15 protein-coding genes are annotated in these 14,125 nt (G+C 60.9%); 6 read left to right on the forward strand and 9 right to left on the reverse strand.

Features of this window, described 5'->3' with window-relative positions; genetic code table 11:
* Positions 1–21 precede the first annotated feature (21 nt).
* The 5 genes from NVB75_RS29615 to puuE all read right to left on the reverse strand — a co-directional run bounded on the left by NVB75_RS29615 (position 22) and on the right by puuE (position 4,529).
* Positions 22–1,323, reverse strand: a complete 1,302-nt coding sequence (locus tag NVB75_RS29615) for a urate hydroxylase PuuD (protein WP_008432185.1) — start codon at positions 1,321–1,323, stop codon at positions 22–24.
* A 50-nt stretch (positions 1,324–1,373) separates the two neighbouring features.
* The gene (locus NVB75_RS29620) at positions 1,374–1,877 is read right to left on the reverse strand and encodes an ureidoglycolate lyase (RefSeq protein ID WP_017479983.1); all 504 of its coding nucleotides are present in this window, start codon (positions 1,875–1,877) and stop codon (positions 1,374–1,376) included.
* A 137-nt stretch (positions 1,878–2,014) separates the two neighbouring features.
* Positions 2,015–3,010 carry an allantoicase gene (alc, locus tag NVB75_RS29625; RefSeq protein ID WP_063032007.1) on the reverse strand — a complete coding sequence of 332 codons (996 nt, stop codon included), beginning with the start codon at positions 3,008–3,010 and terminating at the stop codon, positions 2,015–2,017.
* A gap of 80 nt (positions 3,011–3,090) precedes the next feature.
* Entirely contained in the window at positions 3,091–3,606 is a 516-nt protein-coding gene (gene uraD, locus NVB75_RS29630) for a 2-oxo-4-hydroxy-4-carboxy-5-ureidoimidazoline decarboxylase (protein ID WP_258344554.1), read from the reverse strand.
* The gene (gene puuE / locus NVB75_RS29635) at positions 3,603–4,529 is read right to left on the reverse strand and encodes an allantoinase PuuE (RefSeq protein ID WP_093200029.1); all 927 of its coding nucleotides are present in this window, start codon (positions 4,527–4,529) and stop codon (positions 3,603–3,605) included. Before puuE ends, uraD begins: the two co-directional genes overlap by 4 nt.
* A gap of 459 nt (positions 4,530–4,988) precedes the next feature.
* Here puuE and uraH point away from each other — a divergent pair, with 459 nt between their 5' ends.
* Positions 4,989–5,342 carry a hydroxyisourate hydrolase gene (gene uraH / locus NVB75_RS29640; RefSeq protein ID WP_010176091.1) on the forward strand — a complete coding sequence of 118 codons (354 nt, stop codon included), beginning with the start codon at positions 4,989–4,991 and terminating at the stop codon, positions 5,340–5,342.
* A 128-nt stretch (positions 5,343–5,470) separates the two neighbouring features.
* Here uraH and NVB75_RS29645 read toward each other — a convergent pair whose 3' ends face one another.
* From NVB75_RS29645 to NVB75_RS29655, 3 genes are all read right to left on the reverse strand, one after another.
* A complete protein-coding gene (locus tag NVB75_RS29645) occupies positions 5,471–6,097 on the reverse strand; it encodes a LysE family translocator (RefSeq protein WP_258344555.1) in 627 nt (208 codons plus the stop codon).
* A 63-nt stretch (positions 6,098–6,160) separates the two neighbouring features.
* Positions 6,161–7,447, reverse strand: a complete 1,287-nt coding sequence (locus NVB75_RS29650) for an NCS2 family permease (protein WP_258348777.1) — start codon at positions 7,445–7,447, stop codon at positions 6,161–6,163.
* 265 nt (positions 7,448–7,712) lie between these two features.
* The gene (locus NVB75_RS29655) at positions 7,713–8,147 is read right to left on the reverse strand and encodes a MarR family winged helix-turn-helix transcriptional regulator (RefSeq protein WP_258344556.1); all 435 of its coding nucleotides are present in this window, start codon (positions 8,145–8,147) and stop codon (positions 7,713–7,715) included.
* Between the two features lie 82 nt (positions 8,148–8,229).
* Here NVB75_RS29655 and NVB75_RS29660 point away from each other — a divergent pair, with 82 nt between their 5' ends.
* Positions 8,230–9,396, forward strand: coding sequence for a PLP-dependent aminotransferase family protein (locus tag NVB75_RS29660; protein WP_258344557.1), 1,167 nt, complete (start codon positions 8,230–8,232; stop codon positions 9,394–9,396).
* A gap of 10 nt (positions 9,397–9,406) precedes the next feature.
* Positions 9,407–10,009, forward strand: coding sequence for a glutathione S-transferase family protein (locus tag NVB75_RS29665; RefSeq protein WP_258344558.1), 603 nt, complete (start codon positions 9,407–9,409; stop codon positions 10,007–10,009).
* Positions 10,010–10,091: 82 nt separating this feature from the next.
* Here the strand turns inward: NVB75_RS29665 and NVB75_RS29670 are convergent, their stop codons facing one another.
* Positions 10,092–10,985: a LysR family transcriptional regulator gene (locus tag NVB75_RS29670; protein WP_258344559.1), complete on the reverse strand. Its 894-nt coding sequence runs from the start codon at positions 10,983–10,985 to the stop codon at positions 10,092–10,094.
* A gap of 131 nt (positions 10,986–11,116) precedes the next feature.
* Here NVB75_RS29670 and NVB75_RS29675 point away from each other — a divergent pair, with 131 nt between their 5' ends.
* From NVB75_RS29675 to NVB75_RS29685, 3 genes are read left to right on the forward strand one after another with little or no spacing between them, the layout of a single operon-like run.
* Positions 11,117–12,409, forward strand: a complete 1,293-nt coding sequence (locus NVB75_RS29675) for a CitMHS family transporter (RefSeq protein ID WP_218264036.1) — start codon at positions 11,117–11,119, stop codon at positions 12,407–12,409.
* A 1-nt stretch (position 12,410) separates the two neighbouring features.
* Complete coding sequence (locus NVB75_RS29680; RefSeq protein WP_258344560.1) at positions 12,411–13,742, forward strand: acyclic terpene utilization AtuA family protein; 1,332 nt, start codon at positions 12,411–12,413, stop codon at positions 13,740–13,742.
* Positions 13,739–14,056: a hypothetical protein gene (locus NVB75_RS29685; protein WP_258344561.1), complete on the forward strand. Its 318-nt coding sequence runs from the start codon at positions 13,739–13,741 to the stop codon at positions 14,054–14,056. The genes NVB75_RS29680 and NVB75_RS29685 overlap by 4 nt, the downstream gene beginning before the upstream one ends.
* Positions 14,057–14,125 lie beyond the last annotated feature (69 nt).

The raw sequence follows: 14,125 nt of genomic DNA on the forward strand, positions 1-14,125 counted from the left end.
CACATGGGATCTCATCCCGACTTAATTGGTACGCGCCCCCTGAGTGATCCAGGTGCCAATCAAGTCCCGTTCCTGCTGGGTCATCTGGGTGATATTGCCCAGGGGCATGATCTGGCTGGCCACGGCCTGTGCCTGGATGCGCGGGGCCATTTGCTGGATCTGCTGCGGCGTGTCAAACATCACCCCGGCCGGTGCGGTGCTGAAAAGCGGGCTTGTCGGCTTGGCCGAATGGCACACCGCGCAGCGCTCCTGGATCACCCCGTGGACCTTGTCAAAATCAATCGAGGCCTGGGCCGGTGCTGCTTCGGCAGGTGCCGGTGCAGGTGCCGCTGGAGCAGCCGGTTTAAGCCCGCCACCCAGCGCCGTTTCTGGCAGTGGCTGGTACTCGATGGCCGCTGGTGCCTTGGCCACTTCCGGTGCAGTCGCCACCGGTTTTGGGCCGGTCACGTAGGCCAGGCAAATCATCGCCAGTGCGCCCACCGGCAAGGTCCAGGCATATTTCTGGCTGTTGTGACGGGTGTTGAAGTAGTGACGCACCAACACCGCCGCCACCGCGATACCTGCGAGGATCAGCCAGTTGTATTGGCTGCCGTAGGTGCTCGGGAAGTGGTTGCTGATCATGATGAACAGCACCGGCAAGGTGAAGTAGTTGTTATGACGCGAACGCAGCAAACCCTTGGCCGGCAGTGCCGGGTCGGGTGTGCGGTTTTCGGCGATGGCCGCCACCAGCGCACGCTGGGCCGGCATGATGATGCGGAACACGTTGCCCACCATGATGGTGCCGATCACGGCGCCCACGTGCAGGTACGCACCACGGCCGCTGAACACTTTGCTGAAGCCGTACGCAGCGGCAATCAACAGTACGAACAGGATCAGGCCGAGCAGGGCAGGGCGCTTGCCCAGTGCCGAGTCGCAGAGAAAGGAGTAAATGAACCAGCCGGCCAGCAGCGAGCCGAGGCCCAGCAACACACCTTCCGGACCGCTGAGGCTGCTGCCCGGGGCCAGCAGGTACAAGGTCGGGTTGGCGTAGAACACCACGCACAGCAGCGCGATGCCGGACATCCAGGTGAAGTAGGCTTCCCATTTGAACCAGTGCAGGTTGTCCGGCATGGTCGGCGGGGCCAGTTTGTATTTTTCCAGGTGGTAGATACCGCCACCGTGGATCGCCCACAAGTCACCGGCGAGGCCGTCCTTGGGGTTGACGCGGTTGAGGTTGTTTTCCAGCCAGACGAAGTAGAACGAAGCGCCGATCCAGGCGACGCCAGTGATCATGTGAACCCAGCGCACGCTCAGGTTCAGCCATTCCATCAAATGTGCTTCCACAGTCTTTACCTCTCGCCTGTCACTCTGTCGTCGAGTGATCAGACCTTCTCTTATTGGTGGGGGGCGAGGATCAACCGCTCATCCTCTTTAAAAAAATGCTCATCGCAGTTATTGCCTGTGCCACTGCGATCAACCACCAGGAAGTCATCCCGCTTTTCGATCGTCAGCACCGGGTGGTGCCAGACGCCGCGATGGTAATTAATGCCCTGCCTGCCGTTGGTAACGAAGGCGCGGACCAAGCCCGATACAGGTTCATCGCCAAGTGGCGCGACCACGATCAGAAAGGGATTGCCGAGCAGCGGGATGAAAGCCTGGCTGCCCAGCGGGTGTCGTTCCAGCATGCACACGGTCAGCGGCATGTCCTGCGCGTCGGCGCGGAAGATGCTGATGATCGCGTTATCTTCTGGCGTGGCGGTTTGCACCGTCGCCAGTTTATGAAAGCGCATGGTCGACCCGTTGTTGATCATGAAGTGATCGCTGCCATCGGTTTCGATAACGTCTCCGAAAGGGGCGAAGGCTTCTTTGGTCAGGGGTTCGATCATCAGTGTGCGCATGGCTGTCTTCTTAATCTTGTGTATGGATCGTTCCCACGCTCTGCGTGGGAACGCCGCCCTGGACGCTCTGCGTCCGCTCTTGTGACGCAGAGCGTCACGGTATGCATTCCCACGCAGAGCGTGGGAACGATCGGGTGTTACTTCGAGACCTTACCGAGAACCCGCAGGCGGCTCACACCACCATCCGGGAATACATTCAGACGAATGTGGGTGATCGGGCCCAGTGCCTTGATCTGCTCGGCAAACGTGTGTTCAGCGTGCATTTCCAGTTTCTGCGCCGGCAGCAGTTCGCGCCAGAACAGCGACTGGGTTTCGATCTGGCTGTCGGTGCCGCCCTTCACGAATGCGCCCTGGATCGAGCAGGTGTCCGGGTAGTTGCCCTTGAAGTGCAGGGTGTCGACCACGATCTTCTCGATCTCGCCCGGGTGGCCCAGTGCGACGATGACCCAGTCATTGCCCGGCGTACGACGACGTGCGGTTTCCCAGCCGTCGCCCATGTTGATGCCACGGCCCGGGTTGAGGATGTTGCTCATGCGCCCGAAGTGTTCATCGGAGCAGGCCAGTGCGCGGCCGCCGTTCAATGCAGCAGCCAGGTCCACCTGTTCGTTGTCGCCCACCGCCGACCAGTCGCGGAACGGAATGCCGTACACACGCAGACGGGCCACGCCACCATCCGGGTAGATGTTGAAACGCAGGTGGCTGAAGGCCTGGTCGTTGTTGATCTCGTGGAAGTGATGGCTGTTGCCTTGCAGCTCCACCGCCGACAGCACTTCAACCCATTGGGTGTTGTCATCCGGCTCGCCGGACGCCAGGAAGCAGGCCTCCAGGGACGCCGATGGCGGGAAGTTGCCGGTGAAGAATGAAGTGTCGATGTCCACGCCTTTGATCGAACCCGGTACGCCCAGGCGGATCACCGCGCTGTCGTAGCCTTCGAAGCGCTTGCGGCGCGACTCCCAGCCGTCCATCCACTTGCCGTTGTCATCGAAAACGCCCTCCTTCCACACGGCCGGGGTCGGCTGGAACAGGCGGTTGGCGTCGGCGAACCAGTCATCGGTGACAGAGATGATCTTGGTGCCCAGGCGGGCGTCGGCCAGGTTGACGAACTTCTCGAAAGGTACGGCGTAAGCTTTCATTCTTCTTGTCTGCCTTAAAGTAAGTGGCTTGGGATGCTCGCCAGGCCCTGGGCGTTCATGAATCGCTCGGGCCAGGTCTGCTAAAGGGTCAGTAATCGGAACAACGCGATTTTATTGATCTCGGCCAGCGCGCATTTGAACTCGGCTTCCACCGAGTGGTGAATGCGCGTTTCAAACGCGGCGAGGATCTGATGCCGGTTGCTGCCTTTTACCGCCATGATGAAGGGAAACTTGAACTTGGCCTTGTAGGCGTCGTTCAGCTCGGTGAAGCGAGAAAACTCTTCGGCCGTGCATTGGTGAATACCGGCGCCAGCCTGTTCATTAGTGCTGGCTTCGGTCAACTGGCCCTGGACGGCCGCTTTGCCCGCCAGGTCCGGGTGAGCGTTGATCAGGGCCAGTTGGCTTGCGTGATCGGCGCTCAACAGGATGTCGCTCATGCGCTGGTGCAGGGTTTCGATCTCGTCGATCGATGGGTCCTGGCTCAGGTCGAAGGCCTTTTCGGCCACCCATGGCGAATGTTCGTAGATGTCGGCGAAGGCTGCGACGAATTCGTTGCGGCTCAGGGTCGAGGGTTTCAAGGTCTGGAACGCTGTCATTTGGCGGCTCCCTGGAAAGGGTGTACGTCATGCCAGTGACGGGCGATGTCGACGCGGCGGGTAAACCACACCTGATCATGGCCCTTGGCGTATTCGATAAAACGCTTGAGGGCGGCCAGGCGCGCCGGGCGGCCAATCAGGCGGCAGTGCAAGCCGATGGAGAGCATCTTCGGTGCTTCCGCGCCTTCGGCATACAGCACATCGAACGCGTCTTTCAGGTATTCGAAAAAGTCGTCGCCCTTGTTGAAACCCTGGACCTGGGTGAAGCGCATGTCGTTGGTGTCCAGGGTGTAGGGGATCACCAGGTGCGGCTTGCCGGTCGGGTTGTTGGGTTCCCAGTAGGGCAGGTCATCGTCGTAGGTGTCACAGTCGTAGAGGAAACCGCCTTCCTCCATCACCAGCCGCCGGGTGTTGGGACCGGTGCGCCCGGTGTACCAGCCCAGTGGGCGTTCACCGGTGAGTTCGGTGAGGATGCGGATCGCTTCGAGCATGTGCTCGCGCTCCTGGGCCTCGTCCATGTATTGGTAGTCGATCCAGCGGTAGCCGTGGCTGCAGATCTCGTGGCCGGCGGCGACCATCGCGCGGATCACGTCCGGGTGGCGCTGGGCGGCCATGGCCACGGCGAAGATAGTCAGCGGGATATCGAATTCTTTAAACAACTTGAGGATGCGCCACACGCCGGCCCGGCTGCCGTATTCGTACAGCGATTCCATGCTCATGTTGCGCTCGCCTTGCAGCGGTTGCGCCGAGACCATTTCGGACAGGAAGGCTTCCGACTCTTTGTCGCCGTGCAAGATGTTGCGCTCACCACCTTCTTCGTAGTTGAGTACGAACGACAGGGCGATACGGGCCTTGCCTGGCCAGTGTGGGTGAGGAGGGTTACTGCCGTAACCGATCAGGTCGCGTGGGTAGTCAGCGCTCACTGCAGTCTTCCTTCTTGTTCGTGGTAGCGGTGTGTGTGGCGGCCGGGCAGCGGAAAGACTGGGTGGCGTCACAACGATGACTGATTGTATACAACTTAGTGCGCACTTTGTAAGCCTGTATTTCTGCATTTTTTCCGCAGGGTCTTTGCAGAATAGCACTGCAAGAAACCTGCCTGAGTGGTCAGCTAAATTGAAAAAAACCTCCTTCACTGTAGGAGCGAGCTTGCTCGCGAAAAACCTGAGAACGCCTCGGTAACCCTGAAGCGCTGCGTTATCGTTGAAGATCTTCGCGAGCAAGCTCGCTCCTACAGTATCGGCGTCAGCAACGGAACGCGGGCTTGTTGAATTTATTGTGTACAATTTTTTTGAAAAGTGTCTTAATCAGCCATCGCCGGCTTTTTCAGTGACCTGAAAAGGTGCGGTCTTTCACTTACTGACTTCGGGAGGCGCGCAGACGCTATGGGACGTTTGACCACACACGTATTGGACGCCGCGCATGGCTGCCCCGGCAGCGCGATCAAGGTTGAGTTGTACCGTGTCGAGGGCACACAGCTTGAGCTGGTGGCCAGCACCCTGACCAACAACGACGGCCGCTGCGATGCACCTCTGCTGCAGGGCGATGACTACCGCAGCGGTGTCTATCAGTTGCAGTTCAGCGCCGGTGATTACTACCGCGCCCGCGGTGTGCAGCTGCCCGAACCCGCGTTTCTCGATGTGGTAGTGCTGCGCTTCGGCATCAGTGCCGAACAGGATCACTACCACGTGCCTTTGCTGATTTCGCCTTACAGCTACTCCACCTATCGCGGTAGCTGAGTCGTCACCGCGCTTCATACCCCCAAAGCTCTTCGTTGGTTTTCGCCCGCTCACACTGCGGGCTTTTTTTCGCCTGCTGATTGCACGATGAGGCAGCCCCGATTGCCAGTGCGATCGGGGCTGGATCTTCAGTGGCTCAGTAGCGATGCAGCGCCGGCGCCTGTGAACAAGCCCGCGCTGATCCGGTTGAACCAGCTCTGGCCCTTGCCGCTGCGCAGGTAGCGCGCAGCACCATGGGCGCCCAGGCCGTAGGCCAGTTTGCAGAGCAGGTCGAGCACGGTCCAGGTGGCGATCATGATCAGCAACTGCGGTAAAAAGGCCTGCTGGGCACTGAGAAACTGCGGCAGGAAGGCGGCGAAAAACAGGATGTCTTTCGGGTTGCTGGCGCCCAGCACAAAGGCCCGGCCAAACAGCGCACGAAAACGCGGGGTGGCGGCCACTTGCGGTACGTCGGCAGCGTGGGACGGTTGCCGCGATTGCTGCCAGCTCTGCCAGGCGAGGTAGAACAGGTACAGCGCGCCGACGATCTTCAGGGCGCTGAACAGCTGTTCCGAGGCCAACAACAACGCCCCCAAACCCAGCGCCGAGGCGCTCAGCAGGCAGATCGAAGCAATCACCCCGCCGAGAAACGCCGGGTACGAACGGCGCAGGCCGTAGTTCAGGCTGTTGCTGATCATCAGCAAGGACAGGGGGCCGGGGATCAGGATCACCACCAGCGCAGCGCCGCTGAACAGCAGCCAGGTTTCCAGACTCATTGCATTCCTCCATTCGTACAAAAGCCCCACCCGACGGGGTGAGGCAGGGTCAAGCAGGTTGGCCTACAGGAACGCGAACTTGGCGATGAAGATCGCGCAAAGCACCCACAGGCTGATGGAAATTTCCTTGTGCTTACCGGTGCCGGCCTTCAGCGCCACGTAGGTGATAAAACCCAATGCGATGCCATCGGCGACGGAAAAGGTCAGCGGCATCATGATCGCCGTGACGATCGCCGGAATGCTGTCAGTAGCGTCGTCCCAATTGATATGGGCCATGCCGCTCATCATCAGCATCGCCACATAAATCAACGCGCCTGCGGTGGCATAGGCCGGAATCATGCCAGCCAGCGGAGCAAAAAACATCGCGGCGATAAACAACACGCCAACCGTAACCGCCGTCAGCCCGGTGCGGCCACCAGCGGCAACCCCGGCGGCGCTTTCCACGTAACTGGTCACTGGCGGCACGCCGACCATGGCGCCGAACACGCTGGAAGCACTGTCGGCTTTCAGGGCGCGGGAGAGGTTTTCGATCTTGCCGTCGGCATTTACCAGGCCTGCACGCTGGGCCACGCCCATCAGGGTGCCGGCGGTGTCGAACATGTGCACAAACAGGAAGGCGAACACCACGCTGATCATGCTGACGTTGAACACGCCCATCACGTCCATGGCCATCCAGGTCGGCGCCAGGCTTGGCGGGGTGGCCAGGATGCCGTGGTACTCCACCAGGCCCAGGCCCCAACCGGCGAGGGTCACGGCGATGATGCTGATCAGGATCGCGCCGAATACCCGGTGGTAGCTGAGGACCGCAATCAACAGGAAGCAGATGGCCGCCAGCAATGGGGCGGGTTCATGCAGGGAGCCGAGCTTGATCAGGGTGGCCGGGCTTTGCACGATGATGCCGGCGGTTTTCAGGCCGATCACCCCGAGAAACAATCCGACGCCGGCGCCCATTGCATGGCGCAGGCTCACCGGAATGCTGTTGAGCAGCCACTCGCGAATGCGTGAGAGCGTCAGGATCATGAACAACACACCGGAGATAAATACCGCACCCAGTGCCGTTTCCCAGTTGTAGCCCATGGTCCCGACCACGGTGTAGGTGAAAAACGCGTTCAGGCCCATGCCCGGCGCCAGGCCTACTGGCCAGTTGGCGTACAGGCCCATCAACAGGCAACCCAGCGCGGCGGCGATGCAGGTGGCGACAAACGCCGCGCCGTGATCGATGCCGGCGTCGGCCATGATGTTGGGGTTGACGAAGATGATGTAGGCCATGGTGATAAAGGTCGTGAGGCCAGCGATCAGCTCGGTCTTCACTGTGGTGCCATGCAAGCGGAGTTTGAACAGGCGTTCCAGCCAACCATGCTTCGTGGGGGAGAGCGGGGTTGGCGAGAGGTCGAGCGTAGGGGCTTCGGATTTGCGGCTTTCCACAGCAAGTACTCCTCAAGAGTTTTATTGTTATTTCCAGCGCCGGACACATGAGTGGGCAGCAGCGCTTTGAGGTACCAGCGGGTTTTGTTGACCAGTAGGTCAGGAACTCGCACGAAGCGAATTATGCTTTTGTATACAAATAAAGCAAATAATGTTTTCTATTTTGTGTGCGAAAAGGATGAAAGGCAATTCAGGATTGGCCACCGAGTGCCTTGTTCACTGCCAGCCAGCCCTCGACTGCCGTCTCGCCAGCCTCGGCAAACGCCCGTTGCAGCAGCTTCACTTGCTCGCGTCGCAAGGATTGTTCGAAACGCTGACCTTCGTCGGTCAACTCCAGCAGGCGCTTACGCTTGTCGGTCTCGGACGCCACGCTGTTTACCAAGTGCATTTCCTGCAATTGGCGCAGCGGCATGTTCAACGCCTGTTTGCTCACCCCGAGCAATTCCAGCAATTCCTTGACGCTCAAGGCCGGGTAGCGCGCGATAAAAAACACGATGCGCTGATGCACTCGGCTCAGGCCGCGACGCTCGAGCATTTCATCGGCCTTGGCGGTGAACGCCTGGTAGCCGAAGAAGAAGGCTTCCATGGCGGTTTGTTGGCTGGTCTGGTTTTTAAGGTCAAGCATATTGACGTATCTGCCCAAGTCGTCGTAATTTCGGTCAATCAGTTTGACGTATTTCCCTCAGGCTTCGCTACCGGTGACCCTTATGGCCTTTTCAGAACGTGTTTCGCGCCTTAAAAGCTCCTTGATCCGTGAAATCCTCGCGGCGGCGCAAAAACCGCAGGTGATGTCCTTCGCCGGTGGCCTGCCGGCCGAAGTGATGCTGCCCAAGCTGGATTGGACCGACATGCCGCTGAACATCGGCCAGTACGGTATGAGCGACGGCGAGCCGCAGTTGCGTGAGTTGCTGGCGGCCGAGGCGCGGGGGCTGGGTATTCCGTGCCAGGCCAGCCAGGTCATGGTGGTCAGCGGCTCCCAGCAAACCCTGGATTTGGCGGCCAAGTTGTATATCGACAAGGGCACCAAAATCCTGCTGGAAGGCCCGACCTATCTCGCGGCGTTGCAGATATTCCAGCTGTTCGGCGCCGAGTGCCTGACCGTGCAGCTTGAAGCGGACGGTCCGGACCTGAAGGCGCTGCGCAGCAGCCTTGAGCAGCAGCGTCCGTCCTTCGTCTACTTGATCCCGACGTTCCAGAACCCGTCGGCGGTGCGCTACAGCGAGGCCAAACGCGAGGCCGTCGCCGCGCTGTTGGACGAGTTCGGCGTGACCCTGATCGAAGACGAGCCCTACCGCGAACTGACCTTCGACGGCGGCAGCGCGCAACCCATCGTCAGCCGGCTGAAAAAGGCCAGCTGGATCTACACCGGCACCGTATCCAAGACCCTGTTGCCCGGCCTGCGGGTCGGCTACCTGATCGCCAGTCCCGATCTGTTCCCGCACCTGCTCAAGCTCAAGCAGTCGGCGGACCTGCACACCAACCGCGTTGGCCAGTGGCAGGCGATGCAGTGGATCGGCACCGAGCAATACCAGCACCACCTGGTGGAGCTGCGCGGTTTCTATCGAGGCCGCCGCGACGCATTCCAGGCTGCACTGCAGCGGCATTTCAGCGACCTGGCCGACTGGCAAATACCCCAGGGCGGATTATTCTTCTGGCTGACCTTGAAACAGCCGCTCGATACCCGCACCTTGTTGGCACCTGCGCTCGACCAGGACATCGCGTTCATGCCCGGTGAGCCGTTCTTTTCCGAGCCGGATAACCATCACGGTCACCTGCGGCTCAATTTCAGCCATATCGACCCGGCGCGTTTGGACGAAGGTCTCAAGCGTCTCGCTGCGGTGGTCCGTCAAGCACAGCACGCGCAAGCGGCATAGGGGAGCCTCCATGTACAAGGTTTACGGCGATTACAAATCGGGCAACTGCTACAAGGTCAAACTCATGCTCAGCCTGTTGGGCATCGACTACGAGTGGATCGATGTCGACATCCTGAAGGGCGACACCCAGACCGCCGAGTTCCTGGCCAAGAACCCCAACGGCAAGATCCCGGTGCTGGAGCTCGAAGACGGCACCTGCCTGTGGGAATCCAATGCGATCCTCAACTTCCTCGCCGACGGCAGTGAGTTCTTGCCGACCGAACCGCGCCTGCGCACCCAAGTGCTGCAGTGGCAGTTTTTCGAGCAGTACAGCCACGAGCCGTACATCGCGGTGGCGCGGTTTATCCAGTTTTACCTCGGGCTGCCGGAAGATCGGCTGGAGGAATACAAGAAGCTGCACAAGGGCGGTTATAAAGCCCTGAAGGTGATGGAGCGCCAGTTGCAGTTGACGCCGTATCTGGTGGGCGACCAGTTCTCGATTGCCGATGTGGCGCTGTATGCCTACACCCATGTGGCGGATGAGGGTGGTTTTGACCTTGGCGCCTATCCAGGTGTGCAAGCCTGGTTGAAGCGCGTGGCCAGCCATCCAAAGCATGTGCCGATGCTGGGCTGATCACCGGTCTTCCACTGTAGGAGCGAGCTTGCTCGCGAAAAACGCAAGAATACCGCGGGGTATCAGGTGCCCCGCGTTATCGTTAACGTTCTTCGCGAGCAAGCTCGCTCCTACAGAGTTCGAAGCACCTTTCTGCCGCCGGGCTCAACGGCTGCCCACTGCGACTGATCAACCCGATCTCCCGGTTCACCCCCGGATGATCAATCGTAATCCGCTTCAACCCTTCCAGACTGTCCGCCGCCGATTCCGGCAACACACTGATCCCCAAGCCTTGCCTCACCAACGCCAGCACGGTCGACATGTAGTTGGCCTCCATCCCCGCGACCATCGTCAGGCGCGTCTCGTCGAACAACGCGTCCACCTGTTCCCGCACGCTGCTGTCGCGGCCGGTGAGGATGATCGGCTGCTCGGCCAGTTGCTCCAGGCTCAACTTTTCAAAACGAGTCAGCGGATGATCCAGCGGCACAAACGCACACAACCGATCATTCAGCACCGGCACAAACGCCAACCCATGGCTCAGTCTCGCCCGCACACCAATACCGAAATCCACTTCGCCGGAACGCACTTGTGCATGAATGCGGTGAGCAACCAAGTCATGCAAGCGCACCTCGATCCCGGCAAAACGTTCGCGAAACAGCCGCAGGGCAGGCGGCAATGCGCCGGCGCACACGGAGGGCAGGGCGGCGATGGTCACCACGCCTCGGCGCAAGGCTGCGAGGTCACGGGAGCCGGTGACGATGTTGTCCAGGTCCAACAACAGCTTCTCCATCGGCCCGCGTGCATCCAGGCCGGCGGCGGTGATGCTGACGTGGCGCGGGCTGCGGTCGAGCAGGGCAACCCCTAGCCACTCTTCCAGTTGCTGCACCTGCACGGTCAGCGCCGAGGGCGACAAGTGCAGCTCATTGGCCGCCTTGGTAAAGCTGCCCGTACGGGCAACGGCGAGAAACGCCTGGATATGCTGGATCGAATTTTTCATTTTTATTTTGCTCGAGCGTTTTGTTTTTTCGAATGTGCAGTGCCGAATATTCCAATTTACAAAGCCTAACGCGATTCCAATACTCCAGGGAAAACAATAACCGGCCGAAAACGCCGTTCTGGAGCTACCCCATGCTCGCTACCCTGGGTGTCATCACCATCCTTTGCCTGCTCACTGCCGTCATGAGCAAACGCCTGTCGCCACTGGTGGCCCTGATCGCCTTGCCGATCATCGCCGCGCTGCTCGGCGGTTTCGGCCTGCAAACCAGCGCCTTCATCATCACCGGCATCAAGAACGTCGCCCCCGTGGTGGGCATGTTTGTGTTCGCGATCCTGTTTTTCGGGATCATGACCGATGCCGGCATGCTGGATCCAATCATTGATCGCATCTTGCGCACGGTAGGGACGCGTCCTACAAGGATTGTCGTCGGTACCGCGACCCTGGCACTGCTGGTGCACCTGGACGGCTCCGGCGCGGTGACCTTTCTGGTGACGGTGCCGGCGATGCTGCCGCTGTACACGCGGCTGGGGATTGATAAACGCATCCTCGCGTGTGTGGCGGCGATGGCGGCCGGGGTCAACTTCCTGCCGTGGACCGGCCCGGTACTGCGCTCCTCGGCGGCGCTGCATGTGCCGGTGGCGGACTTGTTCCAGCCGCTGATCCCGGTGCAGATCGTCGGCCTGGTCTTTGTATTCGCCTGCGCCTGGTGGCTGGGCCACCGCGAAGAAAAACGCCTGGGCCTGGGCGCTGGTTCCAGCGTGGACGCCGTGCCGCAACGGGTGCTCAGCGAGGATGACATCGCCCTGCGTCGCCCGCGCTTGTTCTGGGTCAACCTGATCCTGACGGTACTGGTGATGGTGGTGATGATCGCCGGTTGGGTCGACCCGGTGGTGATGTTCATGCTCGGCACCGTGGTGGCGCTGTGCATCAACTACCCGAACGTCGACGCCCAGCGCGCGCGGATCGATGCCCACGCAAAAACCGCCCTGACCATGGCCAGCATCCTGCTCGCCGCCGGTGTGTTCACCGGCATCATGCAAGGCACCGGCATGCTCAAGGCCATCGCCGAAGTGGCGGTGGCACAGATTCCGGCGGGCCACGGCAAGTTGATCCCGGCGGTGGTGGGCTTCCTGTCGATGCCGTTAAGCATGCTGTTTGACCCTGATTCCTACTATTTCGGCGTGATGCCGGTGATCGCCGAAGTCGGCAAAGCCCTGGGCGTCGACCCGCTGCAAGTGGCCCAGGCCTCATTGCTGGGCGTGCACACCACCGGCTTCCCGGTCAGCCCGCTGACGCCCGCGACCTTCCTGTTGGTGGGCCTGTGCAAGATCGAACTGGCCGATCACCAGCGCTTCACCATCCCCTTTCTGTTTGCCGCGTCGGTGTTGATGACCCTGACGGCTTTGCTCCTGGGAGTGATTTGACATGAAAACCTTGCGCATCGGTTCCGGCGCCGGCTACTCCGGCGACCGTGTCGAACCTGCGGTGGAATTGGCCGAACAGGGTGACCTGGATTACCTGGTCTTCGAATGCCTGGCTGAACGCACCATCGCCCTGGCGCAACACGCGCGGATCAGCGATCCACAAGGCGGTTACGACCCGCTGTTGAGTGAGCGCATGCGCCGCGTGCTGCCCTTTGTCGGCCGGCCCGACGGGCGCCGGCGCTTGCGGGTGATCACCAATATGGGCGCGGCCAACCCGGTGGCGGCGGCGGTGGAAGTGCGCCGGATTGCCACTGAACTGGGGCTGAACCTCAAGGTGCTGGCGGTGATTGGCGATGACGTACTCGAGACGTTGCGGGGCCAGCCGGAGCAATTGCTCGACAACGGCCAGACCCTTGGCTCATTGGGCGACCGGCTGATTTCCGCGAACGCCTATTTGGGCACCGACGGCATTATCGACGCGTTGCGCGCCGATGCCGACGTGGTGATTACCGGCCGGGTGGCAGACCCTTCGTTGTTCCTGGCGCCGCAGATGTTCGAATTCGGCTGGGCTGCGGATGATTGGCAACGGCTTGGACGCGGCACGTTGGTGGGGCATTTGCTGGAATGTGCCGGGCAGGTCAGCGGTGGCTATTTTGCCGATCCGGGCTTCAAGGATGTGAACGATCTGGCACGCCTTGGCTTTCCGTTGGCCGAGATTGACGCAGACGGCGAGGCCTTGATCACCAAGGTCGCAGGTTCCGGTGGGCGGGTCAGCCGTGCCACGTGCACCGAACAATTGATCTACGAAGTGCACGACCCGGCGGCCTACCTCACACCAGACGTGTGCGCGGATTTTTCCCAAGTAGCGTTTACCGAAGAAGCCGTGGACCGAGTGCGTGCCCACGGCGCGAGCGGACGGCCTCGTCCCGAAGCGTTGAAAGTCAGCGTCGGTTATCTGGACGGCTGGATAGGTGAGGGGCAGATTTCCTACGGCGGCCCGGGCGCGGTCGCTCGTGCGCAACTGGCTCGCGATGTGGTCCTGAAACGCTTGGAATTGACCGGCGTGCGCATGCAGGACGTGCGTGCCGAACTGATCGGCATCGACTCGTTGCATGGCCCGCGCAGCACGGTTGAACCGTGGGAAGTGCGCCTGCGCATTGCCGCCCGCTGCGAAGAACGCGGCGAGGCGGTGCGCGTCGGCAATGAAGTGGAAACCCTCTACACCAATGGCCCGTCCGGCGGCGGTGGTGCCAGCAAGAGCCTGCGCCAGGTGGTGGCGGTGGCGTCGTTGCTGTTGCCCCGTAACGCGGTCAACCCGAGGATCGAGTCATGAAACTGCACACCCTGGCCCACTCCCGTACCGGCGATAAGGGCGACACCTCGAACATCTCGATCATTGCGTATCGGGCCGAGGATTATTCGCTGCTCTGCGAGCAATTGACGGCTGAGGTGGTGGCGGCATTTTTTGCGCCGTTACTGGAGGCGGGCGCTGCACCGGTGCGGCGTTATGAGTTGCCCAATGTGCAGGCACTGAACTTCGTGTTGCCGGGCATCTTGCGGGGCGGGGTGACGCGGTCGCTGGCGCTGGATGCCCATGGCAAGTGCCTGGGCTCAGCGTTACTGGATCTTGATTTACGCCCCCTGTAGGAGCGAGCTTGCTCGCGAAAAACCTGAGAACCCCGCTGGGTGCCAGGCTTCCCGCGTTATCGTTTGCGA

Source organism: Pseudomonas sp. CBS (genome assembly GCF_024734645.1).
In the GTDB taxonomy this organism is placed as follows: domain Bacteria; phylum Pseudomonadota; class Gammaproteobacteria; order Pseudomonadales; family Pseudomonadaceae; genus Aquipseudomonas.

Coding starts and splice junctions, on each gene's coding strand:
- NVB75_RS29660 (WP_258344557.1), top strand. CDS start 8,230: ATGGCCTTTTCAGAACGTGTTTCGCGCCTTAAAAGCTCCTTGATCCGT.
- NVB75_RS29620 (WP_017479983.1), bottom strand. CDS start 1,877: ATGCGCACACTGATGATCGAACCCCTGACCAAAGAAGCCTTCGCCCCT.
- NVB75_RS29665 (WP_258344558.1), top strand. CDS start 9,407: ATGTACAAGGTTTACGGCGATTACAAATCGGGCAACTGCTACAAGGTC.
- NVB75_RS29675 (WP_218264036.1), top strand. CDS start 11,117: ATGCTCGCTACCCTGGGTGTCATCACCATCCTTTGCCTGCTCACTGCC.
- NVB75_RS29645 (WP_258344555.1), bottom strand. CDS start 6,097: ATGAGTCTGGAAACCTGGCTGCTGTTCAGCGGCGCTGCGCTGGTGGTG.
- NVB75_RS29685 (WP_258344561.1), top strand. CDS start 13,739: ATGAAACTGCACACCCTGGCCCACTCCCGTACCGGCGATAAGGGCGAC.
- uraD (WP_258344554.1), bottom strand. CDS start 3,606: ATGACAGCGTTCCAGACCTTGAAACCCTCGACCCTGAGCCGCAACGAA.
- NVB75_RS29680 (WP_258344560.1), top strand. CDS start 12,411: ATGAAAACCTTGCGCATCGGTTCCGGCGCCGGCTACTCCGGCGACCGT.
- NVB75_RS29670 (WP_258344559.1), bottom strand. CDS start 10,985: ATGAAAAATTCGATCCAGCATATCCAGGCGTTTCTCGCCGTTGCCCGT.
- uraH (WP_010176091.1), top strand. CDS start 4,989: ATGGGACGTTTGACCACACACGTATTGGACGCCGCGCATGGCTGCCCC.
- alc (WP_063032007.1), bottom strand. CDS start 3,010: ATGAAAGCTTACGCCGTACCTTTCGAGAAGTTCGTCAACCTGGCCGAC.
- NVB75_RS29655 (WP_258344556.1), bottom strand. CDS start 8,147: ATGCTTGACCTTAAAAACCAGACCAGCCAACAAACCGCCATGGAAGCC.